The 21,811-nt window shown below is 41.3% G+C and carries 21 protein-coding genes and 1 other RNA gene; 4 read left to right on the plus strand and 18 right to left on the minus strand.

Annotation, left to right across the window (positions count from 1 at the left end):
- Positions 1–485: 485 nt before the first annotated feature.
- The 11 genes from ACIGG7_RS21540 to ACIGG7_RS21590 form a co-directional block, all read right to left on the minus strand.
- Positions 486–953 carry a GyrI-like domain-containing protein gene (locus tag ACIGG7_RS21540; protein WP_397551000.1) on the minus strand — a complete coding sequence of 156 codons (468 nt, stop codon included), beginning with the start codon at positions 951–953 and terminating at the stop codon, positions 486–488.
- A 22-nt stretch (positions 954–975) separates the two neighbouring features.
- Positions 976–2,490, minus strand: coding sequence for a carboxypeptidase M32 (locus tag ACIGG7_RS21545; RefSeq protein WP_397551001.1), 1,515 nt, complete (start codon positions 2,488–2,490; stop codon positions 976–978).
- Positions 2,491–2,711: 221 nt separating this feature from the next.
- Positions 2,712–4,637, minus strand: coding sequence for an ATP-dependent DNA helicase (locus ACIGG7_RS21550; RefSeq protein ID WP_397551002.1), 1,926 nt, complete (start codon positions 4,635–4,637; stop codon positions 2,712–2,714).
- Between the two features lie 197 nt (positions 4,638–4,834).
- Positions 4,835–5,008, minus strand: coding sequence for a hypothetical protein (locus ACIGG7_RS21555; protein WP_224940424.1), 174 nt, complete (start codon positions 5,006–5,008; stop codon positions 4,835–4,837).
- Between the two features lie 97 nt (positions 5,009–5,105).
- Positions 5,106–6,242, minus strand: coding sequence for a THUMP domain-containing class I SAM-dependent RNA methyltransferase (locus ACIGG7_RS21560; RefSeq protein ID WP_224940423.1), 1,137 nt, complete (start codon positions 6,240–6,242; stop codon positions 5,106–5,108).
- A gap of 154 nt (positions 6,243–6,396) precedes the next feature.
- Positions 6,397–6,782, minus strand: an RNA gene (gene rnpB / locus ACIGG7_RS21565) — RNase P RNA component class B.
- A 60-nt stretch (positions 6,783–6,842) separates the two neighbouring features.
- Entirely contained in the window at positions 6,843–7,151 is a 309-nt protein-coding gene (gpsB, locus tag ACIGG7_RS21570; protein ID WP_224940422.1) for a cell division regulator GpsB, read from the minus strand.
- A gap of 113 nt (positions 7,152–7,264) precedes the next feature.
- Positions 7,265–7,846: an SLOG family protein gene (locus tag ACIGG7_RS21575; RefSeq protein WP_397551003.1), complete on the minus strand. Its 582-nt coding sequence runs from the start codon at positions 7,844–7,846 to the stop codon at positions 7,265–7,267.
- 223 nt (positions 7,847–8,069) lie between these two features.
- Positions 8,070–8,399, minus strand: coding sequence for a CotD family spore coat protein (locus ACIGG7_RS21580; RefSeq protein WP_224940420.1), 330 nt, complete (start codon positions 8,397–8,399; stop codon positions 8,070–8,072).
- A gap of 354 nt (positions 8,400–8,753) precedes the next feature.
- Positions 8,754–10,010, minus strand: a complete 1,257-nt coding sequence (locus ACIGG7_RS21585) for a ribonuclease H-like domain-containing protein (protein WP_397551004.1) — start codon at positions 10,008–10,010, stop codon at positions 8,754–8,756.
- 19 nt (positions 10,011–10,029) lie between these two features.
- Positions 10,030–12,294: a DEAD/DEAH box helicase gene (locus ACIGG7_RS21590; RefSeq protein WP_397551005.1), complete on the minus strand. Its 2,265-nt coding sequence runs from the start codon at positions 12,292–12,294 to the stop codon at positions 10,030–10,032.
- A gap of 268 nt (positions 12,295–12,562) precedes the next feature.
- On the opposite strand from ACIGG7_RS21590, the gene ACIGG7_RS21595 reads away from it, so the two are divergent.
- On the plus strand, positions 12,563–13,015 hold the full coding sequence (locus ACIGG7_RS21595) for an Hsp20/alpha crystallin family protein (protein WP_224940417.1): 453 nt from the start codon (positions 12,563–12,565) through the stop codon (positions 13,013–13,015).
- Between the two features lie 46 nt (positions 13,016–13,061).
- Here the strand turns inward: ACIGG7_RS21595 and ACIGG7_RS21600 are convergent, their stop codons facing one another.
- Entirely contained in the window at positions 13,062–13,577 is a 516-nt protein-coding gene (locus ACIGG7_RS21600) for a YppG family protein (protein WP_397551006.1), read from the minus strand.
- A 212-nt stretch (positions 13,578–13,789) separates the two neighbouring features.
- Between ACIGG7_RS21600 and yppF the strand changes: the two genes are divergently transcribed.
- Positions 13,790–13,972 (plus strand): YppF family protein, encoded by a 183-nt coding sequence (yppF, locus tag ACIGG7_RS21605; protein ID WP_224940415.1) that lies wholly within the window; start codon positions 13,790–13,792, stop codon positions 13,970–13,972.
- Between the two features lie 27 nt (positions 13,973–13,999).
- Here the strand turns inward: yppF and ACIGG7_RS21610 are convergent, their stop codons facing one another.
- From ACIGG7_RS21610 to ACIGG7_RS21620, 3 genes are all read right to left on the minus strand, one after another.
- Positions 14,000–14,356, minus strand: coding sequence for a YppE family protein (locus ACIGG7_RS21610; protein WP_224940414.1), 357 nt, complete (start codon positions 14,354–14,356; stop codon positions 14,000–14,002).
- A 72-nt stretch (positions 14,357–14,428) separates the two neighbouring features.
- On the minus strand, positions 14,429–14,683 hold the full coding sequence (locus ACIGG7_RS21615) for a hypothetical protein (protein WP_224940413.1): 255 nt from the start codon (positions 14,681–14,683) through the stop codon (positions 14,429–14,431).
- Positions 14,684–15,162: 479 nt separating this feature from the next.
- Positions 15,163–16,197, minus strand: coding sequence for a DUF2515 family protein (locus ACIGG7_RS21620; RefSeq protein WP_224940412.1), 1,035 nt, complete (start codon positions 16,195–16,197; stop codon positions 15,163–15,165).
- A gap of 114 nt (positions 16,198–16,311) precedes the next feature.
- On the opposite strand from ACIGG7_RS21620, the gene recU reads away from it, so the two are divergent.
- Complete coding sequence (recU, locus tag ACIGG7_RS21625; RefSeq protein WP_397551007.1) at positions 16,312–16,920, plus strand: Holliday junction resolvase RecU; 609 nt, start codon at positions 16,312–16,314, stop codon at positions 16,918–16,920.
- Positions 16,921–17,023: 103 nt separating this feature from the next.
- Entirely contained in the window at positions 17,024–19,711 is a 2,688-nt protein-coding gene (locus tag ACIGG7_RS21630) for a transglycosylase domain-containing protein (RefSeq protein ID WP_397551008.1), read from the plus strand.
- A 42-nt stretch (positions 19,712–19,753) separates the two neighbouring features.
- Here the strand turns inward: ACIGG7_RS21630 and ACIGG7_RS21635 are convergent, their stop codons facing one another.
- From ACIGG7_RS21635 to ACIGG7_RS21645, 3 genes are all read right to left on the minus strand, one after another.
- Entirely contained in the window at positions 19,754–20,269 is a 516-nt protein-coding gene (locus tag ACIGG7_RS21635) for a YpoC family protein (RefSeq protein ID WP_397551009.1), read from the minus strand.
- A complete protein-coding gene (nth, locus tag ACIGG7_RS21640; protein WP_224940408.1) occupies positions 20,266–20,922 on the minus strand; it encodes an endonuclease III in 657 nt (218 codons plus the stop codon). Before nth ends, ACIGG7_RS21635 begins: the two co-directional genes overlap by 4 nt.
- Before the next feature lie 89 nt (positions 20,923–21,011).
- Positions 21,012–21,722 carry a DnaD domain-containing protein gene (locus ACIGG7_RS21645; protein WP_397551010.1) on the minus strand — a complete coding sequence of 237 codons (711 nt, stop codon included), beginning with the start codon at positions 21,720–21,722 and terminating at the stop codon, positions 21,012–21,014.
- Positions 21,723–21,811: the final 89 nt, after the last annotated feature.

Raw genomic sequence — 21,811 nt, forward strand, 5'->3', positions numbered from 1 at the left:
ACCTCGAGCCTCTAGCCGCCGGAGCTGGACAACTCGAAAAGCGTAGGCGGCTCGTTCAGAGGCGACAAGCATAAGACGAACCAACCGGAAAGGCGCTCTTGGCCTTTTTGGTTGGTTTGACTTATGACCTCGAGCCTCTAGCCGCCGGAGCTGGACAACTCGAAAAGCGTAGGCGGCTCGTTCAGAGGCGACAAGCATAAGACGAACCAACCGGAAAGGCGCACTTGGCCTTTTTGGTTGGTTCGTCTTATGACCTCGAGCCTCTAGCCGCCGGAGCTGGACAACTCGAAAAGCGTAGGCGGCTCGTGCAGAGGCGACAAGCATAAGACGAACCAACCGGAAAGGCGCACTTGGCCTTTTTGGTTGGTTCGTCTTATGACCTCGAGCCTCTAGTCGCCGGAGCTAGACAACTCAAAAAGCGCAGGCGGCTCGCTCAGATGCGACATCACTAAAAAGAGGAGACTTCAACAGAAGCCTCCTCTTTACTATTTCTCTTTAATTGGGACAAACAACTCTAATTTCCGTTTATCTTCCGATTCGTTGATTTCCCTATCCTGAAATAAATATTTCTCTACACTCAATCTGGAGTAATCTTTTTCAAATCCATTTTCTTTAATCCAGTTGAAGATAGAGAAATAAGCTTGCTCTACTTCCGTTGACAATCCTTCATACAGGGCATGGGCATACTCACCTGCAGGCAGTGACAACTCAACCAACCCCGGGGGAAGCTTCTCGACCCAATCCACTTCTACGGTACAGTAATACGTAAAATCAGTCGCTCGATCATGAAAAGGTGCGTATAGGCATTCATCTCCATTGATGTGGTGAATGGATGGGATCATTTGTTGAAACTTCGTAAATAGTCTGGGGATCTCGCCCCCTCTTCCATAGGGACCTGTCCAACCAATTCCAACAAGGAGTTTATCCTCAAGTGACGCTACTTTAATTTCCATGATTTTGCCTCCAATATATTTGTTAATTCAAGGAATAGACCGTTGAATACTTCTCCAGTAAATAATCGGCTAAGTATTGGGCGTTTAGCCCTTCTCCAGTTACTTCCTTGATGATTTCCAGCGGTTTTTTCATTTTTCCCCACTGATGAACGTTTGTTGTTAACCATTCTTTAATAGGAGCTAGATCCCCTATTTCCAACAAATCCTCATAGTGTGGCAAATCCTTCAACATGGCACGTTTAAACTGGGCTGCATACATATATCCCAAAGCGTAAGATGGGAAGTAACCAAAACTCCCCCCTGCCCAGTGGACATCCTGAAGAACACCTTCCCCGTTATTGGAAGGGCGAATACCCAGATAGTCTTCATATTTTTGATTCCAGATTTCCGGGAGATCTTTCACTTCGAATTCATCATTAAATAATCCTTTCTCTATTTCGTAGCGGATGATGATATGAAGGGCGTAGGTTAATTCGTCCGCTTCAATCCGGATCAAGGAAGGCTTCGATTCATTGATCGCCCTGTAGAAATCGTCCAGTTCAATGGTATCAAACTGTCCTGTCGCATATTCCTTCAGTAATGAATAATTCTGTTTCCAGAAAGAATGATCTCTCCCGACAAAATTTTCATAGAACAATGATTGAGATTCATGAATGCCCATCGATGTTCCCGTACATAATGGAGTACCCACCAAATCCTTGGAGATATTCTGTTCGTACAGAGCATGACCACCTTCGTGAATTGTTCCAAAGACGGCTGTTCTCCAATCCTTCTCATCATACTTAGTTGTTACCCTCACATCACCAGGGTTTAAACCAATTGCAAAAGGATGGACCGTTTCATCTAACCTCCCTGAATCGAAATCATATCCCATTTGATTAAGGATTTTCAGACTAAACTCCTTTTGCTTATCCTTTGGAAAATGTTCAAAAAGGAAATCCGTATGTGGCTTATTATCCGATTCGGAAATTTTATGTACAAGTGGAACGATTTGATCCCTAAGGTCGCCAAATACTTTATCCAACACCTCAACGGTTACACCTGGCTCATACATATCAAGTAACGTATTATACTTGTTATCTTCGTAGCCCCAATAATCAATGAATCTCTTCGTAAATGCCACCAGCTTTTCTAAATAAGGCTGGAACATATCAAAATCAGCCTTCTCCTTCGCCTCTTCCCAGATGCCTTCAGCTTTCGACTGCAAAACCACATACTCCCTGTATTCAAAGGCTGGAATTTTTTTATTTCGATCATACTCTTTTTGACATTCTTCTAGTAATTTTTGTGTCATCTCATCCAATTGATCCACTTCTGGGGAAAGCTTCGCCAGATATGCGGCCATTTCATTTGAAGTGGACATTTCAAACATTTCAGATGATAGCATCCCGATTACTTCCGACCGTTGCTCGGCACCATTTTTTGGTGCACCTGTCCGTAAGTCCCAGAACATCAAAGCAAGCGCTTCGTTGTATGCAGACATTTTCTTTACATAATCCAGAAATCGATTTTTTGTCTCTGCAATTGATTCTTTCATTAAAAAAGCCCCCTTTTTAACATTCAATCTATTTTATCATATTTTTCTGGCAACTTGGTTCAGGAAAGATTGATTGGAGAGGGGATTTTATGAATGAAATGGTAACACGTAGCTTTTAATTATCGACTTCGATCAATATATTATCGACTCTGTATGTCACCACAGAAATCCTGTAATCTTTCAACCCAATAAAAAAACCGCCCATTCAGGCGGCTCTTTCTCTATACGTTCAACACTTCAATACCAACGGGTAGAACAGATTCTACCAAGTTTCTATATGATGTTTCATCTTCTGTCATAAGGACATGGACGCTCCCCTTGTCTTCACTCGTCCGAATCAGACGGCCGATTCCTTGCCTTAAGCGAAGCAGCATATAAGGAATATCTACTTCATCTTTAGGATTTACGGCATGATTACGTTTCGCATCAAATACCGGATCCTTCGGCGGGAATGGAAGCGAGTAGATCATCACCTGTGAAAGGGACTCTCCTGGGACGTCCAATCCTTCCCATAAGTGATACGAACATAGAACGGTGGACGTTTCCTCCTGGAATTGCTTTACGGTTTCACTGATTTCTCGGTCACCTTCATAAATAACATTCCACGCTTGTTCTCCCTGCTCCATTTGATAGGATCTAAAGGCGTTCATTTCATCTTTGGATGAAAAAAGTATCAACGATTTTCCTTGATTGCTCTTCAGTTTGTCCCATGCATACTTATTTTTCGAATGATTTCCGGACTCCAATGATGGAAGATACGCTTTCATCATCTCTTCATATTCATATGGAGATTCAACCGAGAATTTTTCATATTTTTCAATCCCCAGTGATTGAGACACATATGAGAAGTCTTTATTATATGAAAGGGTTGCCGAAGAAAAAATGAATGGGATTTGTTGAGAAAAAACGTGATCTCTAAGAATTTCCTCCACTAACCTCGGCATTACGACAAAGGTATGTTCCTCCTCAGTTGTTTCCAACCAGTAAATCCCTTTTTCATCATCTAAAAACAGTTTCAAAGAATATTGGATCTGTTCCAGGTATTCTTCTACTACTTTTAATAGATAATCATCCATGACATACATTTCAGACTCAAATACGAGCTCGTTCAACAGGCTTTCGATTCTTTCCGTTAGCAATTTGCCCTGCTCTAATATGGATTTCGAACGGGAGATATATTGACGTACTGAACCCGTCTCACCTATTGACTCCCTCTCCAGGAGTTCGAACCACTTTTCGTTATCCAACATGATATCCTCAATGATATAGAGGGTCTCCTCCCTCATGTCAGAAGCAGAAAGCTTTTCCAATAACCCTTCAAGTGTCTCCATCCTCATACGGTAGGTCATCGCTTTTTGAGAAGCGAATTCCAATAAGTGCCCCTCATCAAAGACTACTGAGCTTGCTTCCGGCAGGAGTGGCAGCTGCCCCTCTCGTTTTCTGCTATCTTTCGTCCAAATATGCTCCATATAAAAATCGTGGGAACAGATGATCAGGTCAGATGCATTCCGATAGTGTTCACGATGAAGAGTGAGACCGCAGCGATGACGATAAACACAGGACATGCAGTCCTGAAGGGAGTCCCATCCTACCTGATTCCACTCATCATCCGACAACCCGGCATACTCTTTACGATCACCGTAATGACTGAAACTTCTCATGGAAGAATTATCATGAACAAAGCCAGGCAACTCTTCCCACATATCTTGGAATACTTCACTTTCCGAAACATTCTCTTCTAATTTCTTTATGCATAGGTATTGCTCCCGTGACTTTGCCAAACGAACATCAATGTCTAAATCAAGGGCATGTTCAAGCTTCTTTATGTCCCCTTCTTTTTTCACAATCTGCTCGATGAGCGTTTCATCCGCACAAGCGATAATGGCAGGCTTACCGGTATATCTCGCATAGGAAAGGGCATATAAGAGATACACGAGAGTCTTTCCTGTCCCAACACCGGCTTCAGCAAACATGACCTGTTTATTCTTATAAGCCTGATTAAGCTGAAAGGCCATGAAGACCTGTTCATCCCGTAAATCAAAACCCTTTTCAGGCAATATATCATAAAAAACATCCCCGACCCAATCGGATAATGCTTCATAAAAGGATTGTTCCTTAGTAAGTTCGAATGGTAATTTTCTTCTCATGTGGACCTCCTGAGTAACACAATATTTCTAATTTACTAGAATTCTTTCTTATTGAAAAGAGAAAATTGATTATTCATTTCTCCATTTTCCTCGTATATAGACAAGCATTCCACAACCAAAAGAAAAGAGACTCTCCATACAATGGGTGAGTCTACCATTTGTATGGATGTCCCTGATCTCCCGAGAATAGAATGTACTCAGTCGTATATTCTCTTTTTTCTCAATAATTCATATTGAAATGCCTGATCGAGATTTTTTGCAGCTTCATGTAAATCTGGTTGAATGGCCGCCCCTTCTTCCCCAGATATTGAAGAAATAGAGCTTTGTATGGCCTGATAGATTTTATTGAAATCGATGAAAGAATGGTCCATCCTCTTTCACTCCTCTAAAAATGATAGAACTATTATACGCAGGAAGAGTGAGGGATATTCTGAACTTCTTCATCTTTTTTCATTCGTTCATAAAGAATCATTTTCTTGGCGGACGCGGTCCAAAGAATTGATAATAGTCCGTACGGATGAATCCATTGAACAATTTACGTTTCTTGGTGGCTTGCTTGCCATAGCACTGTTCAAAGTTTTCATGGGAAGTCATCATATATACAGACCAGGTATCGAGCTTTTCAAAGGCCCTTCCCATTTCCTGATACATTTTTTCTACTTCTTTACGTTCACCTAAACGTTCTCCATATGGAGGATTTCCAACGATGATTCCGTATTCTAATTGTGAAGTGAAGTCCCTGACTTGCATCTGCTTGAATTTCACAAGGTCTCCAAGTCCGGCTTCCAGGGCATTCTCTTTGGAAACTTCAATCATCCGGTGATCGATATCCGTGCCGAGTATTTCAAGAGGCTGATCATAGTTTGCCAAATCCTCTGCTTCAAGACGCGTTTTCTCCCATACTTCAGCAGGCATCATCGGCCAGTTCTCGGACAAAAATTCCCGGTTGAAGCCAGGCGCAATATTCTGCCCGATCAAAGCGGCTTCTATCGCAATGGTTCCAGACCCGCAGAACGGATCTACAAACGGACGGTCCGGGTTCCAGGTGGTCAATTGGATCAGAGCCGCTGCCAACGTTTCCTTTAATGGAGCCTCCCCCTGTCCAATTCTATATCCCCTTTTATGAAGACCTTGACCACTTGTATCCAATGTTATGCTTGCCACATCTTTGTGGATTGCAACCTCAATTTTAAAGAGCGGTCCGGTTTCATCCAGCCAGGAAGTTTTTTTATAAGCAGAACGTAGTCGTTCTACTATCGCTTTTTTCACGATGGCCTGACAGTCTGGCACACTATATAGTTTTGACTTAACGGATTTCCCCTGCACTGGAAACTCGGCATCAACAGGTAAGAAATCCTCCCATGGCAGCTTCTTAGTATTCTCAAATAACTCATCAAAGGAATACGCTTTAAATTCACCCACAAGAATCTTGATTCTGTCAGCAGTCCTCAGCCACATATTGGCCCGGGCAATCACTGTTTCATCACCCTTAAAGATGACCTTCCCGTTCTCGACCTGACATTCGTAACCCAGTTCCTTCACTTCTTTGGCAACGATCGATTCCAAACCCATCGCTGCTGTTGCAATTAATGTATATGTACCCATCTTTGTCACACTCCGTCTATAAATATCCATGTATCAATAGTATAGTCCTGTTGTCCGTAAAATAAAAAGGACTGATACAAAAGAGCAGTGTATTACCTGCATGTATCAGTCACTTGCATTATTTAATCCAGATTGCTCTTATCCCGTAATAGTGTTCTGTAAGCCATGTTTTGTTCCGTTGTACTGCAGGCGACTGTTCGTCTCGTACTCGGGCGGTAATCATCTATCTACAAAGGAGATTCCTTTGTCCCTCTCTTCGTTCAATTCCTCTGAGAGGATTCCCCTACCAAATTTGGGTTTCTCGCTCGTGGGGTTTACCTCGTTCCACTCCTGCCATTTCTAACAGGACTTCGTCACTGTGGCACTTTCAAAGTAGTCACACCATATCCCGGAAAGGACTTAGATGTTTTCCCTGCCGTCAGCTCGGGATGAGCTGCCCTAGCTTATGAATTGGCTAGGCACGAACACTACGTGCATCTCAGCACCGTGCGAGCATGGACTTTCCTCTACAACATGAAGTTGCAGCGATTACCCAAACACCATTAAGGATCAGCAATAATTCATTATACGTTATTCATACCAATAATTCAACTGGAAAAATCAGTCGTATAGTTTATTTCCAAAAACGTGTTTCTCTAAGTTAGATAGACGCTTTAGAATATCGAAATTCGTTGTCCCGGTTTGTTGCTGTGGTGCGGCAGAACGTTGCTTCGCAGCACCCTCGGCCTGCTTCTTCAACCGCAGGTTTTCCTGTTGCAGGTCTTCTATCTCTTGATGAAAGGTTTCATAATCTTTAATAATTAAATCTAAAAATTTATCCACATCTTCAGGCTTATATCCTCGCATTCCACTTTTGAACTCTTTTTCGAGAATATCCTTTGCCGTTAATTTCACTTTATCTGAAATCATTCTATTCACCTCTATATTTATCACTATCATTTTTTCAAATAACCTTCATTTTGTCAATCCTATTTCAAAGTACTATTCCAAAATGTTGGGTAAAAAACCAGTTTCTACATTCTTTACCACTGTTCTTCTTCGACGATCCATTGCAGATCTTGGAATCCAATCGCCCTCATATCAAAGGATGGATCACTTTCTTTCTTCCTCTTGGCTTCTTCATAGAAATACTTAGGAGAACCTTCTTTTTCCTCATCATATAAAATGATACATGAATGGCTCTTTTGTAAAAATAATTGGTTCTTATTCCGAAACTGCTGAGGGTTCTTATAAGGCTCTTTTGAAATGGTTTCGACAAAATCAGCTTGAGAAAGGATAAGCTCGTAGTATTCTTTATTTTGATCATTCCATTTCTCTTCCTGAGAGATAAATGGTGTCAAAACGGCCAGTTTAAGCTCAGGATAATCTTCCTGAAGGTCAAATACCACTTCTGCACCCCACAGTTCAACACCAAGCTGTCCGCTGATGATCACCCATTCCAATCCATCATCCAAGAGGGATTGGAGTTCTTTCTTCAGCGCTTGTTTTATGTAATAAACTGACTTGTCATCCTGTTTGAAAATTCCCAGTTCAAAGGATTTATATCCCGTTATGCATGAAACATTTCCCAAATGGAAAACCCCTTTAGTAAACTTTGGATACATCCGGCGCTCTTCATCCCTTAGTGTACCCTAATCCTTTACAGTCTATTGTATCATATTTCATCCGATTCTGAAGTCAAGGAGAACTAATTTGATCATGGACTTCAACATAAAAAGGAGGGACGGCTCTAGTAAGACCGGCAACTCTTTCGTAAGCGATACAATGCTTGAGCACAATAACGCTGAACCTAGTCTTCTAGAGGCATCCCCCCTTCAGGTCATTTAATTATCTTCCCATGCCATATGGTCCAAATGGTGGCCTCGGACGTGGTCCGAATCCTGGTCCTCCCGGGCCGCCTGGGCCTTGAGGTCCCTGAGGTCCGCCTGGGCCTCCAGGTCCGCCACCACAATTAAACTGTTGATGTGAAACACTGTCAACTTGTGATTGTGTTTGCGGGAAATAATGTTTATGTTGGTACATAACATTATTCACGTTTGTCGTGTGAGTTGGGTGGATATGAGGCACCTCATAGGTCGTCATGTTGTTATTCACACAACATTTAGTCGGGTGTACAACTGCAGGAAGTACTTGATTAGGTCTTGGTCTACAATACATACTAACGCTCTCCTTTCATCGCTTAGTTGTTACAATAATAGCCTATGAAATGAAGAGGGTACATGTACTAATGAAAATACCTATTTTTAGGGAGTTATTTTGTTATACTTACATGAAGCTATATAAACTTTGTGAATAATTGGTGAAAACAAAGGCTGTCAAACCAATGACAACAAAGAATAAAATTAAGATTGCACGGTTCATTTCCATCATTCCTTCTTCATTTTAAAAATTTTCAACACAATTAATTATTTTACAACTACTTTAGAAAATTCTCAATATAAAAATAAGAAGATGGAACCACTTTCATACTAAATAATTACAACCTTTTCCTGACTCTGATGGAGGTTCTATTTATTTGTCCATTTTCCTCTTTATCCTGTCCATTCGATGAATCAGATTTTCCGATACTGTAAAGTCCTTTTTACTACCTTCCTCCGTTTTGCCGATTAAAGCCATTAACTGTTCGCACCTCTCCATGGCAAGCTTTAGATCCTTTGTTTTGTGTTCATATAATTTAGCCAGTTCAAGCAATGCTGTCTTTCGGATGGAATCAGGTGCTCCTTCCTGGGTGCGCTCCCACAATTCAGTCGCCTTATCGGTTTGTTTTTCTCTCTTATACTGTAGAGCCAGCTGATGGATGGCATCATAATTTGGTGTTTTATCTTCTTTAATCAATGCCTCGTAGCGTTCCTTGGCAATCAACCTGTTACCGGTATATTCGAGCCATCTACCTACTTCAAACCTCTCTTCCCCGGTTGCCTGTTCGTGGACGTTCAGGAGTTGGAAGGTCAAGTGAGTATAGAGAGTAATGAGTGATAAGATATCCAGTTCATTATGGGTCATGACCTTGAAGATTCCTTCCGGGTCTTTACGATCGATGTAATCAAAATAGATCATAGGCGCAAGATAGCCTGGAACATCATCTACTCTATTAAAACCAAGGATATTCCGCTCTACATTAATGAGCTTTACAGATTCCAGTTTATGCTTAAAAAGCCTTCTGGAACCGTGGTATAAATCGAAATGCCCAAATGCAGGCAGTTTCGGTACATGATCTTTAATGAGAGTATGCCTTGTTTTAACTTGTGGCCAATCAAAGGCTTTCCCATTATAAGTCACCAGCGCATTGTAATCCACGTTGCTTAAAAAGCTGTGATATAAAGGAATTTCACTCCCTGGCTGTGGAAGAAAGTGCTGTGTTACGATGACTTCTGTATCTGTCACTTTTCCATGCCCCAGGAGGAAGATGGTATTACCAACCCCTCCACCGAGTCCGGTTGTTTCCGTATCGAAGAAAAACATTTCATCATGACTCATCCCTTTCGAAGACAAAGGATGTTCTCCTGTAAACCCTTGCCATGCGTCGACGGCTTTAATGAATTCCTTGAACGTATATTTGCCATGTTGATGATGGAGGGGGTAACGTTTTTCCCTCACCAGACAGAAATCATCATCAATGAAATAAAGAGTAGATCCGTTATCTTTCCATAAGTCAAGGAAAGGAAGGTCTACAGACACATCCTCAGCCGGAGGTTTTACAGACGAGCCCTCTCCCTCTTCCCGGATAATATGTTTTTTCATCCTCGTTAATTTATTTTTCAAAGACATGCTTGTTTACTTCCTTTCTTCATTGAAGGAAAAGATGTAGAAGCTTTAATGAATCGGTTTTGGCCGTGTCGAGTGAGTGCTCCATTCCGATACAGGACGGACAGCCACTTTGACATGGACATCGCTCAATCATGGCAGATGTCTCAAGGAGGACTTCCTCTATCTGGTCATATACCTTTTCACTAAGCCCGATCCCCCCAGGATACCGGTCGTATATAAAAATCGTCGGCCGTTCATTATGGGCAGCTTTTATTTGTGGGACAACAAAAATATCACTTGGATCACACATAACAAATAACGGAATGATCGATTTTATGCTTTGGGATACCCCGATAAGTCCCTCTTCAAGCCGTTCCTGACTGAAAGAACCATCATCCTTAAGTGAAATCCAGCTGGAATTTGTGTGAAGCTCCTCTTCTGGAAGGTGTATCGGGCCCGAACCGATATTCTCGTGCGTATCGAATTTGATTTTCTTAAAAATGGTTGCCATTGCTTGGACCGTTACATCTCCAAACGCAATTTCGAACATTTCTGATTCTCTTATTCTATCTGTTTCCAATACCCTTAATTGTACAGCGAGGTTGGCATCCGTAAAGTAATCCACATCTACCTCCCTTACATATGCCTTCTTTTCTTCCCAGTCCAGTTTCTCTACTTGAAACTGGACACCCTGATGTAAATAAATGGCTTCGTCATGCAATAATGTCATAGCAGAAAAACGGTCCATTTCACCGATCACTTTCACAGATGAAATGTCCGTTTGATCAATGATGATGACATTTTCCTGGGACGCTGAACGAAGGCTGATGTTATGAGCAGGGAACACATCATTCATCCAATACCATTTCGCCCCATTCTTATGGATAACCCGCTCCTCTACCAAAAATTCCAATATATCTTCTATTTCGTGGCTTCCAAATTGCTCTCCTTCTCTGAAGGGGAGTTCATAGGCGGCACACTTGATATGATCAATGAGGATGATTAAATTATCAGGATTGATCCTTGCCGTTTCAGGAGTCTGCTCAAAGAAATAATTCGGGTGTTCGATAATGAATTGATCTAGCGGGCTTGAACTCGCAACCATTATGACGAGAGATTCTCCATGTCGTCTTCCCGCTCTGCCTGCCTGCTGCCAAGCACTTGCAATCGTCCCTGGATAACCAGTCATGATACACACTTGTAATTGGCCAATATCGACACCCAGTTCAAGTGCATTCGTACTGACTACCCCATATATTTCTCCATTTCTCAATCCTTTTTCAATCTCTCTGCGCTGAGTCGGAAGATATCCCCCGCGGTAACCCCTGATGGATTTTGCACCTAGTTGACTTTTCACTAATTCTTGTAAATAGGTGAGGATAATTTCCACCCGTACCCTGCTTCTGGCAAAAATAATGGTTTGTACTTTATTCTTCAGTAGTTCTCCGGCAATCCTTCTCACTTCCAGGGTTGCGCTTCGGCGGATATTAAGTGGTTTATTGACGATGGGCGGATTGTAGAATACGAAATGTTTCTTGGCACTCGGTGCCCCGTTATTGTCGATTAATTTCATTTCCTCGCCGGTCAGGTGCTCTGCCAGTTCTTTAGGATTGGCTATCGTTGCAGATGTACAGATAAATACTGGGGAAGCACCATAGAATTCACAGATTCGCTTCAATCTCCGTATCACATTACTGACGTGTGATCCGAACACGCCTCTATATATATGAAGTTCATCGATTATGACATACTTTAAGTTTTCGAATAATGACACCCATTTTGTATGATGTGGAAGAATCGCTGAGTGAAGCATATCGGGGTTTGTGATGACGATATGCCCGGCTTTTCGTACTTTTTGACGGATATTGGCTGAAGTATCCCCATCATATGTATAACTATTAATAGACACCTCGGCCTCAGCAATGATCTCGTTCAATTCACTCTTTTGATCCTGGGCCAGTGCCTTAGTTGGGAAAATGTATAGTGCCCTCGAGTCAGGATTATCCATAATCGTTTGTAATACGGGGAGGTTGTAACAAAGCGTCTTCCCTGAAGCGGTTGGCGTGACGGCTGTGAAGCTTTGCCCCTCCATGGCCAGCTTAAAAGCTGTGTATTGATGGGTATATAGCCTTTCTACCCCTCTTTTTTGCAACGCACGTTCGATTCTATCGTCTAATTCATTTGGCATATCCACCAATTGTGCCGGTTTTTCTTCTATGGTATGCCAATGAACAATCTGCTTATTAAAATCTTCATCTCTCTTAAAATGTTCAATTATCTGTTGAAGGTTATTTTTCTTAAACAAATCTATCACCTCTCTTACTCATTTTACCGAATCTATGTTCGAAACTAAAGGATAAAAATCATCTCTCCACTTCCACTCTTCCCCATACAGGAAATAGATTTAATAAGGGTCCACTATTCACTTTTTCAAAAGCAAGAATAAATAAAAGAACAGCCTGGCATAAAGTGCCTTCAGACCAGGCGACTTTTTTAGGGTATAGGTCATATGCACATTATTGTAAGAGATCCATACACTAGTATGAATACGTTTGCCTGAAAGGGGAATACCTATGTCCAATGATTCTTCAAACAGAAAAGGTTTCGGTGACCTGATGAATTCCATGAACGAGTTCTTTCATGAAAAACCGATGAAAGGAATGCTACAAAGCATCGATGAGTTCTTTGCATCCTCTTCCAATCCTTTTGGCTCATTTCCGGTTGAATTGTCTGAAACCGATGATCATTATGTAGTCAGCGCAGAACTTCCCGGCGTAACAAAAGAGCAAATACAACTGGATGTGTACCCTCAGTCCATCACTATTTCAGTGACAAATAAGGAAACATACTCAGAAGAAAGTGAAAAGCATCAAACCATTAAACGGAAACAATCTTTGAGAAAGAGTAGCCGGACCATCTCCTTTCCAAGGGTTGTTAACGAAAAGAAAGTGAAAGCATCTTATAAAGATGGGTTATTAACGGTGAAAGTGAACAAAGAGTCCGGAAACCGAATTCAAATTGACTAAATGAAAAGGAGCTGCGTCATTTGCAGCTCCTTTATTTCATCATATTTTAAAATTTAAATATCCCGCCTAGACCTTTTACAAGAGAAGATACTTGATTGACGGCCCCCATCATTTGTCCTGTTGTATTCATCATTTTGTTGAAATCCAATGAACCGTCCTGCGACTTAAAGGATTTCATGATGCCACTTACCCCACTTGAAGAGGGTTTCGCCATAAATGATGCTTTCGGATAAGGATTGGCGTATGACTGTTGTTCCATTGCCTTCACCTGGTAAGGATTGTATTCTTTCTGTTGAAGAGGATTTTCAAAATATGGATTCATTTGCTGAGGCTGATTCATCTGCTGATATTGATTCATCTGCTGATATTGATTCATCTGACTCCCTGCTACTGTATAAGGTCCATCCGGCTGTGGTAAATAATTCGGGAGATACGGTCCATAATTCGGCGGCCTCATCCCCTGTACAGGATAGTTCATCATTGGCCCCATATTCCCAGGCTGAAAATGGTGATTAGGATATGGTTGATATTGCATCTGTCTCGAATAAGGTGAAGAATTCATATTTAGCCCCCCTACTTTTTATGGTTACTATACTTTATGTATTGACTGTAAAATTGGTGAAACCACCCATAAAGATCTTTCGACAATCTTCAAGAAGAATGTCGGAAGTTACACTATTCTTAAAACTTAAAGAAAGGGTTTTCTATGATAGGATAAAAATAGATGAAAGCGATCATCATTCTTAAGAAATATAAGTATTGGGAGGAATCAAGATGGACCTTAACGAATTGCTGAAAAGATATGAAAGCAGTAAACAATATCAAGCAACCGATCAACAAGAACTTCTTACGCTGGCCAAAAAACTTTATATTTCAAATGAGATTACTTTTCACCACTATAAAGAATTAGCGAAGCAGATTAATACTTCAGAAGAAAGTGCCCTTACAACTCCATAACAAAGAGGCTGCCAAAACGGCAGCCTCTTATTTTTCTTTCAATTCATCCAACTGAGTCCCTAAAACATAGGAGATAGATTGGTAATGACTGATGAAACGGTTATAACTCGACTCTGGAAAAAAACAATGGACCGACAGCATTTCAATATTGTCAAAAGTGTTTATGATTTGAGGTAAATGAAGGTGTTTCGGCCTATATTCTTGAATCCAGTTCATGGAAAGTTCTTTCCATGCATCATTTTTCTCTTTCACTTCGTCAGCAAAAGGTTTTACTTCAGAGTAAAAATCCCCTTTCTCACCAGATTCACGCCTCTTTTTATATTCATTCATCATCTTCTCCACCAGTACGAGAAGGTCCCCTGTTAATTGATTCAATTGTTCCAAAAAATAGCCCTCCATGCAAATATCTAGACAAAAAATAAAAGTAGCACGATGCTACTTTCTTATAAAGTCAGTTTAAGACGTCTTAAAGGATAATTCAAGTTTTTGTAAGACGTAGGACTTTTCTCTATTTTTCATAAGAACGGATTTTGAGGCTGTATGTCTTTCTACAGAGCTTAATTGACAATCCATCTTCTGTATTTGATCCGATAACGTACTCAATCCTTCCTGCTCTTCAACTGAGATGCGATCATGCAGACTTTGTTCCAACTGATTGAGGCTTTCTTCAATTTCCGCTAATTTTAACATGATATCTTGTTTTGGAAGCATGTGAATTCTCCCACCTTTTTTTTGGATTAATACAGTAATTCTCCGTCCTTATTCCTTTCCCTCCCCCCCTGACAAAACTAGAAGCGTTTCGTCAAAGAAAGTGCAAAACGGACATTCACCCAATGATGTTTCGACAGTCCCCCCTGAATAAAAAGAAACAAAAACTCAAAATACTAAGGGTGGAGGTGTTTATAATGAAAAATCAAAAAAATAAACAAACCAAACAACAACCAGCCCAAACCAAAGCATCAAAAGGAAACCCTAAACTAGAAGGCGAAAACAAACCAGCGACATAACAAAGCGGAGGCGGCTTGATCAGACCCGACAAGCATAAGATGAATGGGCCGGGAAGGCGCTCTTTGCCTTCTTGGTCCATTTATCTTATGACCTCGAGGGTCTAGCCGCCGGAGCTGGACTACTCAAAAGCGGAGGCGGCTCGTTCAGACCATTATTAAAAAAAAGAAGCGGACATTTTTGAACTATGTCCGCTTCTTTTTTTCCTTTCTTCCCGGCAATATCCATTTACAGGCTTCTTTTAAAACTGCCAATTTCCTCAGCTGTCTTTGCTTATTCAGATACCAGTCCGTCAAAATGATATCATCCGGTAGTGGTTGATGATAGTACCAGTCTTCTTTGATCTTTACGTTCCTGGACCAATCATCGTGTTCTTTCCAATCGTGTGAGATCACACGGTAGGCTTGTTCTAAATATGGTGTTTTCGTACCCTCTACACCTCGGCAATATGTCTCATAATCTACCCTCGAACCAGTAGGTTTAACGTTTAGAGCAAATTCAAGGAAATAACGATGATAATCAGGATGAAATAAAATCTCGAATAAGATATTACCCAGCTTGATTCTATTCACAACCTTACGAAAACCGTGTACGCTTGCTCCATAAAGCTCTCCGTGTAACATAGGGAATAGTACGGAACTGAAATGCAAGTGATCTTCTAAAAAGAAAAGACCTGTGCCGAACACCTTTCTCTTATAGAGGTCCTGCTCGATGACCGGCCCTTGTATAAGATGCTGCTCATTAATGATGAGCGACTGAACCAATCTCTTCTCATCTTTCTCTTCCCAAAACCTGTTCCATTCCCCTTCCATAAACTTTGAGATATGAAAGTCCTTGAACAAGTGAAACATTTTCTTCTTATAGATCGTCGAATAGTGATAGAGAAGGAGTTGTGGAAAGGCATCCTGAAAAATACTCCAATTCGCTCTCTCATATGTCATAAAAAGGAGATGGCATGTATCCACACATAAAATCTTTGGGAAGATATCCCCCTTCAAATCCGTCATATTCCATCCAGCATTGCGTGAAACCATAGAAGCCAGGAACGACCACTTTATCTCAGGATGCAAAAGATAGAATGTTTGATAAGCTTCCGTTCGCGTTATATTATCTTGATTGTATCTATTTACAAGTTGATTAACTTCTTCTATCCATTCATATTTACGTTTAGGTTCAGGTATATAGGGTAAAAAGCGATAAGTATTGCCGAATTTTTTCATCTCTTTTTCCCCCTTTCTCCATTAACACTAGAATGAGGAGATTTGTAAACAATTATTCACACAAAATGGAGTGGTTTCTGTTATGATATAGATTAGTCTGCGAGGTGAATTACCATGAAATTCCATTATCCCAATGGAAAGAAATATGTGGAAGCTACACTACCCTCAAAAAAAACAAAGGCAAAACCGAAACAACTATCGTATAGCAACAGAGGGATGACACTGGAAGAAGATATCAATGAAACGAATCAATATTATTTGACGTTTCATAAAGCGGTTATTCATAAAAAGCCGACACCTGTGCAAATCGTCGATGTCCATTATCCATCAAGGAGTGCCGCTGTCATTAAAGAAGCGTATTTTAAGCAGCCGTCAACGACAGACTATAACGGAGTCTACAAAGGAAGATATATTGATTTTGAAGCGAAGGAAACGAAAAACAAGACGTCCTTCCCTCTTCAAAACTTTCATGAGCACCAGATTCATCATATGGAAACCGTCCATAAACAGGAAGGGATCACATTTGTACTAATTAGGTTTTCAGTTTCAGATGAGGTGTTCTTACTCCCCTACGAGGCACTGCGGAATTATTGGGACCGCATGGTCGCTGGAGGGAGAAAATCGATCAAAAGGGAGGAAATGGAAGAGAAAGGTTTTTCCATTCCACTAGGCCTGCATCCCAGGGTCGATTATTTAAAAATAGTCCATCAGTTATATTTTTAGTTTAAGAAAAATGCGTTAATCTATATTTTATCTCATTATGAGTAGTATATTTTTAATCTTAGACAATACTAAAAACACAGAAGATTGAAAGTGAGGAAACAATATGGCTGGTCAATATAAGTCAAGGGAAGAAAAACGCCTGGCCCAACAGAAGTCTAAATCCAATAAGGGCAAGAAAAAAGGCTCTTTGGTTAAGCGCGTCATTATATCATTATTTATCATAGGGATCATCGGGATGCTTGCCGGTGCAGGGTTATTCGCCTATTATGCATCCAGTGCCCCAAAGCTTGATGAAAAATTACTAAAAGATCCGATTGCATCCGAAATTTATGATATGAACGGAGACCTAATCACCTCTGTAGGAAAAGAAAATCGTGAGTACGCCAACTTCGATGATATTCCTCAAGTCATGCAGGACGCAGTCATTGCAACGGAGGATAATCGTTTCTATAAACATAACGGTCTTGACCTTATCCGTTTAGGCGGGGCCGTCATCGCCAATGTGACAGGCGGTTTCGGTTCAGAGGGTGCTTCTACGATCACTCAGCAGGTCATCAAGGGGTCCTTCTTGAGTCCAGAAAAAACCCTTAAGAGAAAAGCCCAGGAAGCATGGCTCGCCTTGAAGCTCGAGCAGGAATATACCAAGGAAGAAATATTTGAGATGTACTTTAATAAGGTATATATGTCCGGCGGAATCAACGGTATGGCGACAGCAGCGGATTATTACTATGGGAAAGACATTAAAGACATCAAACTGAATGAAGCGGCTTTAATTGCCGGATTGCCACAAAGTCCAAACAATTATAACCCCTTCAAACATCCTGAAAGTGCTGAGAAGAGAAGAAATATCGTTCTTTCTCTAATGGCACAACATGGTAAGATTACCGAAAAAGAAAAGAAAGAAGCTCAGGCAATCCCGATTACTGAAGGCTTGATATCTGAAGAAGATTTAGAAGCAAAAAAACAGGAAAAGTATCCTGCGTTCGTGGATGCCGTCATTGATGAAGTACAAAAAATGGGAGACTATAACCTTTACTCTGATGGATTAAAAGTATATACGACAGTCGACCCGAATGCCCAAAAGCGTTTGGAAGAAATACTAGCAGGGGAAAACATCAGCTTTAGTTACCCTGAAGCTGCAGAAGAACCGATGCAGGCCGGAGTAACACTCCTTGATACGAAAACAGGTGAAGTACGGGCGATCGGTGGTGGAAGGGAACAAGATCCTAATGTGAAGCGTGGATTCAATTTTGCCATTGACTCCAAGCGTCAGCCGGGATCAACCATAAAGCCTTTACTTGATTATGCTCCTGCTATTGAACATTTAAAATGGTCTACGTACCATATTTTAAAAGACGAACCTTATGAATACTCAAACGGTACTGAAATTAATAACTATGACGGACAGTTTAAAGGACCAATCACAATTCGAGAAGGACTGTGGGATTCCCGGAATATTACAGCACTCAAAGCCTTCCAGGCAGTCGGTGCTGAGAAAGCAGCAGATTTCGTCAACGGACTGGGACTGAAGTTTGATCATTACTATGAATCAGCATCTATCGGAGGGGTATCCCCTGGAGTAAATACGCTCCAAATGGCAGGTGCATATGCTGCCTTCGGTAATGAAGGGGTTTATAATAAACCGCATACTGTCACGAAAGTAGTCCTTCGTGACGGTGAAACAGAAATCAAAAATGATAATAAACCTAAGCCTGCAATGAAGGAATATACGGCTTATATGATTTCCGATATGCTCAAGAGCGTCATCGATCATCCCCAGGGGACTGGTAAATATGCTAAAGTTCCTGGACTTAAGATGGCAGGGAAATCAGGTACGACCAACTATTCTCAAAAAGAACGCGACAAATACGGTATCGCTAAATCTGGCGCGCCTGATTCATGGTTTGTTGGATATACAACAAATTATACGGCCGCCGTTTGGACTGGATATAAGACACAATCCATCCCGCTTTCACCTACCGATCGCCATGTCGCTCAATACATCGTCAGTGATCTGATGAGTTATATTCATGATGATGTTGATACACCTGACTTTAACAAGCCTGACAGCGTAGTAGAGTCCAAAGTGGAGATTGGAAGCGACCCGGCAAGGCTGCCTAGTGATTATACGCCTGATGACAGAATCATCACTGAGCTGTTTGTACGAGGAACGGAACCTTCCAAGGTTTCCAAGGAATACGATAAAATTGATGCTCCTTCCAAACTGAAGGGTAAATTCAATAAGAAGGATAAAACCATCACCCTTGCATGGGACTACGGTAAAGACAAAGACGTACAGTTCGAAGTTTCCGTATCCATCAATGGTGAAGGGAAACAAGTACTGACGACGACCGATAAAAAAGGGTTAAATGTTGAAAACATTCAATCCGAAGGCACCTTCACTTTCGAAGTTGTAGCCATTTCGGGTGATCAACGAAGTAACCCTGCATCCGTGAATGTAGATGTAAAAGCGGATAAAAAGGATTCAGAAGATGACAACGAAAATAACAACGGAAATGGTCAAGGTAATGGAAACGACCAAGGTAACGGTAACGGCAACGGTCAGGACAACGGAAATGAAGATAACTCCGGAAATGATGGTAATACAGGAGGAAATGATGGCACCACCACTCCTCCTGAAGGAGACGGAACCGGAGACGGAGGAACTGGTGGTGACACTGGCACCGGGGATGGTGGAACCGGAGATGGCACCGGAGACACTGGTAGCGGAGACGGAACCGGTGCTGGGACCGGCACCGGGGATGGCACAGGTACACCAGCCACTCAATAGAAAAATATAAAAATAAGGCAATGAGAGAAGTCTCTCATTGCCTTATTTTTTTGCTGATTGATTCAATGCCTGATACTTGGCAAACTGTTTCTGTTGTTCCTCAAAAAGTTGAGCCAGTTGGATATAGGAATGGTAGAGTGCCGGATTATCCATGATGAAGCTCAATCTTTCTACGGTATTGATAGGCTTTACGGAAAGACCTTCAACTGAAGATCTCCACCCCTGAAGGTTTACAGGTTGTTTATTGCTCCAAAACAAAAGCATATAAAACATCCCGATACCTTTCTTCATTGACTGTAATGCATCTTTTGACCGGCTTTTAAATAACGTTTTAAGATGGTTCTCTTCTTCTTTCCAAGCCCCGATGATGTCTTTTATCCATATTCCTTGTATCAACCAAGGTATGGAATGTGCTTTCACCCCATTGTAATGAAGCAGCTCAAATGCGAACAATGGATTACATGGTTCAATTTCAACAACATGCATTCTGATTTTTTCATCGGAAAAGAAAAAAGGGTCTTTCAGTTCAGTTGGGATGTTAAAAACCGTTTCGCTCATATGTGACCCTTTTTCTTCAATCTTTTTTGTCCTTCCCTACACAGGTCTACTAAGGGACAAACTTCGCATTGAGGGGATTGTGCTTTACAATGATACCTTCCGAAGAAAATGAGTCGGTGATGTGTTTCGGACCATTCCTCCCGTGGAATTTTCTTCATTAATGTCTTTTCCACTTCCAACACGCTGTCTTTCCACCTGCAGATCCCTAGCCTTTTACTTACCCTTTCAACATGTGTATCAACAGCTAAAGCAGGCTCACCAAAGGCGACTGAAACAACTACGTTCGCCGTCTTCCTTCCCACACCCGGTAGCTTCACCAATTCTTCATGACTTCTGGGTACCTCTCCCCCGTGCTCAGTAAGGAGGATCTCACACAATTTGCGGATATTTTTTGCTTTGTTCCTATATAAGCCGATGGATCGAATATCTTGTTGAAGTTCTTCCAATGTGACCAAGATATAATCTTCAGGTTTCTTATATTTTTTGAATAAGCCTTCTGTTACCTTATTTACCAGGACATCCGTACACTGTGCCGATAGAAGTACCGCAATGACAAGCTCGAAAGGATTGTCGTGGCGAAGCTCGCAATGTGCATCTGGAAACATTTCTCTCATTTCATCCAGGCATATATGTATTTGTTTTTTATTTAACATGTCTTTTACTACCTCCTACAAAGGAATGATATGTATCAATGTAAAGGGACCAACCCCCAAGCATCTGAGAGTCAGTCCCCATTCGTCGTCTATTGCTCAAGCCAATTGTAAAATGGTACTGATTTTCGTTTGGGAGAAGATGCTGGTTCATTTGAAGCAGCAGGCTTCTGATGGGACCTGAAGCGTTGACTTTGACTTCTTGCATCTTCAATGGTTTTGACACCATTTTTCTTCCATTCAAATAGAATCCTGTCAATGTATCTGAAATTCAGTTTACCTGAAATGACCGCTTCCCTCAGTGCGGCTTTGATGATGGTTGCATTGTGATCATCCTGATCCAGCCACATAGCAAGGGTTTCGCATTCCAACGGAGAAAGGGGTCGGCCGAATTCTTGTTCAAAAGTCGTGTAGATATCCGCTTCTTCTTCCATGGATTGCTGCATTTGTTTCATCTTGGAATCTTGTATGACGAATTCCGCCATTTTTTCCCAAAGTGGGTTCAGGGAGTACTTCTCAAAGAGAATACCATCTACAGATGACCCTTCTTCTATCGATAAAAATTGCTGTTGAATGAGTTTTCTTAATAAGGATGAACAATATTCACCGGAAATGCTCATCGGGCGTGAAAGTTCTTCCGGAGTCGGAAAATAGTTGCCCTTTTCCAAATGGCCGTAAATATGCAATAGTAATACAAATTCTGATTCATTCAAACCCAGTGTATGGTAATTTGATAATAATAATTGCGGGATGTTCAGTGTCCCCTCTTCTATCCAGGACACCATTAAACGTTTATAATCCATATTCAGTACACCTCACTCTTTAGTATATCATGATTCAATATATGTGGACATGGTTACGGATTAGAAGAAAGATGGAAAAAACAAAAGAA

It is taken from the genome of Rossellomorea sp. NPDC077527 (assembly GCF_044542955.1).
Classification (GTDB): domain Bacteria; phylum Bacillota; class Bacilli; order Bacillales; family Bacillaceae_B; genus Rossellomorea; species Rossellomorea aquimaris_E.

What these genes read in the sequence shown, in the direction of transcription:
- ACIGG7_RS21635 (WP_397551009.1), bottom strand. Translation starts at nt 20,269, where the DNA reads ATGAGCGAAACGGTTTTTAACATCCCAACTGAACTGAAAGACCCTTTT.
- ACIGG7_RS21540 (WP_397551000.1), bottom strand. Translation starts at nt 953, where the DNA reads ATGGAAATTAAAGTAGCGTCACTTGAGGATAAACTCCTTGTTGGAATT.
- ACIGG7_RS21600 (WP_397551006.1), bottom strand. Translation starts at nt 13,577, where the DNA reads ATGAATTCTTCACCTTATTCGAGACAGATGCAATATCAACCATATCCT.
- gpsB (WP_224940422.1), bottom strand. Translation starts at nt 7,151, where the DNA reads ATGATTTCAGATAAAGTGAAATTAACGGCAAAGGATATTCTCGAAAAA.
- nth (WP_224940408.1), bottom strand. Translation starts at nt 20,922, where the DNA reads ATGTTAAATAAAAAACAAATACATATATGCCTGGATGAAATGAGAGAA.
- ACIGG7_RS21545 (WP_397551001.1), bottom strand. Translation starts at nt 2,490, where the DNA reads ATGAAAGAATCAATTGCAGAGACAAAAAATCGATTTCTGGATTATGTA.
- ACIGG7_RS21620 (WP_224940412.1), bottom strand. Translation starts at nt 16,197, where the DNA reads ATGAAAAAATTCGGCAATACTTATCGCTTTTTACCCTATATACCTGAA.
- ACIGG7_RS21580 (WP_224940420.1), bottom strand. Translation starts at nt 8,399, where the DNA reads ATGTATTGTAGACCAAGACCTAATCAAGTACTTCCTGCAGTTGTACAC.
- yppF (WP_224940415.1), top strand. Translation starts at nt 13,790, where the DNA reads ATGGACCTTAACGAATTGCTGAAAAGATATGAAAGCAGTAAACAATAT.
- ACIGG7_RS21560 (WP_224940423.1), bottom strand. Translation starts at nt 6,242, where the DNA reads ATGGGTACATATACATTAATTGCAACAGCAGCGATGGGTTTGGAATCG.
- ACIGG7_RS21615 (WP_224940413.1), bottom strand. Translation starts at nt 14,683, where the DNA reads ATGCTTCCAAAACAAGATATCATGTTAAAATTAGCGGAAATTGAAGAA.
- ACIGG7_RS21585 (WP_397551004.1), bottom strand. Translation starts at nt 10,010, where the DNA reads ATGTCTTTGAAAAATAAATTAACGAGGATGAAAAAACATATTATCCGG.
- ACIGG7_RS21575 (WP_397551003.1), bottom strand. Translation starts at nt 7,846, where the DNA reads ATGTATCCAAAGTTTACTAAAGGGGTTTTCCATTTGGGAAATGTTTCA.
- ACIGG7_RS21645 (WP_397551010.1), bottom strand. Translation starts at nt 21,722, where the DNA reads ATGGATTATAAACGTTTAATGGTGTCCTGGATAGAAGAGGGGACACTG.
- ACIGG7_RS21555 (WP_224940424.1), bottom strand. Translation starts at nt 5,008, where the DNA reads ATGGACCATTCTTTCATCGATTTCAATAAAATCTATCAGGCCATACAA.
- recU (WP_397551007.1), top strand. Translation starts at nt 16,312, where the DNA reads ATGAAATTCCATTATCCCAATGGAAAGAAATATGTGGAAGCTACACTA.
- ACIGG7_RS21595 (WP_224940417.1), top strand. Translation starts at nt 12,563, where the DNA reads ATGTCCAATGATTCTTCAAACAGAAAAGGTTTCGGTGACCTGATGAAT.
- ACIGG7_RS21550 (WP_397551002.1), bottom strand. Translation starts at nt 4,637, where the DNA reads ATGAGAAGAAAATTACCATTCGAACTTACTAAGGAACAATCCTTTTAT.
- ACIGG7_RS21630 (WP_397551008.1), top strand. Translation starts at nt 17,024, where the DNA reads ATGGCTGGTCAATATAAGTCAAGGGAAGAAAAACGCCTGGCCCAACAG.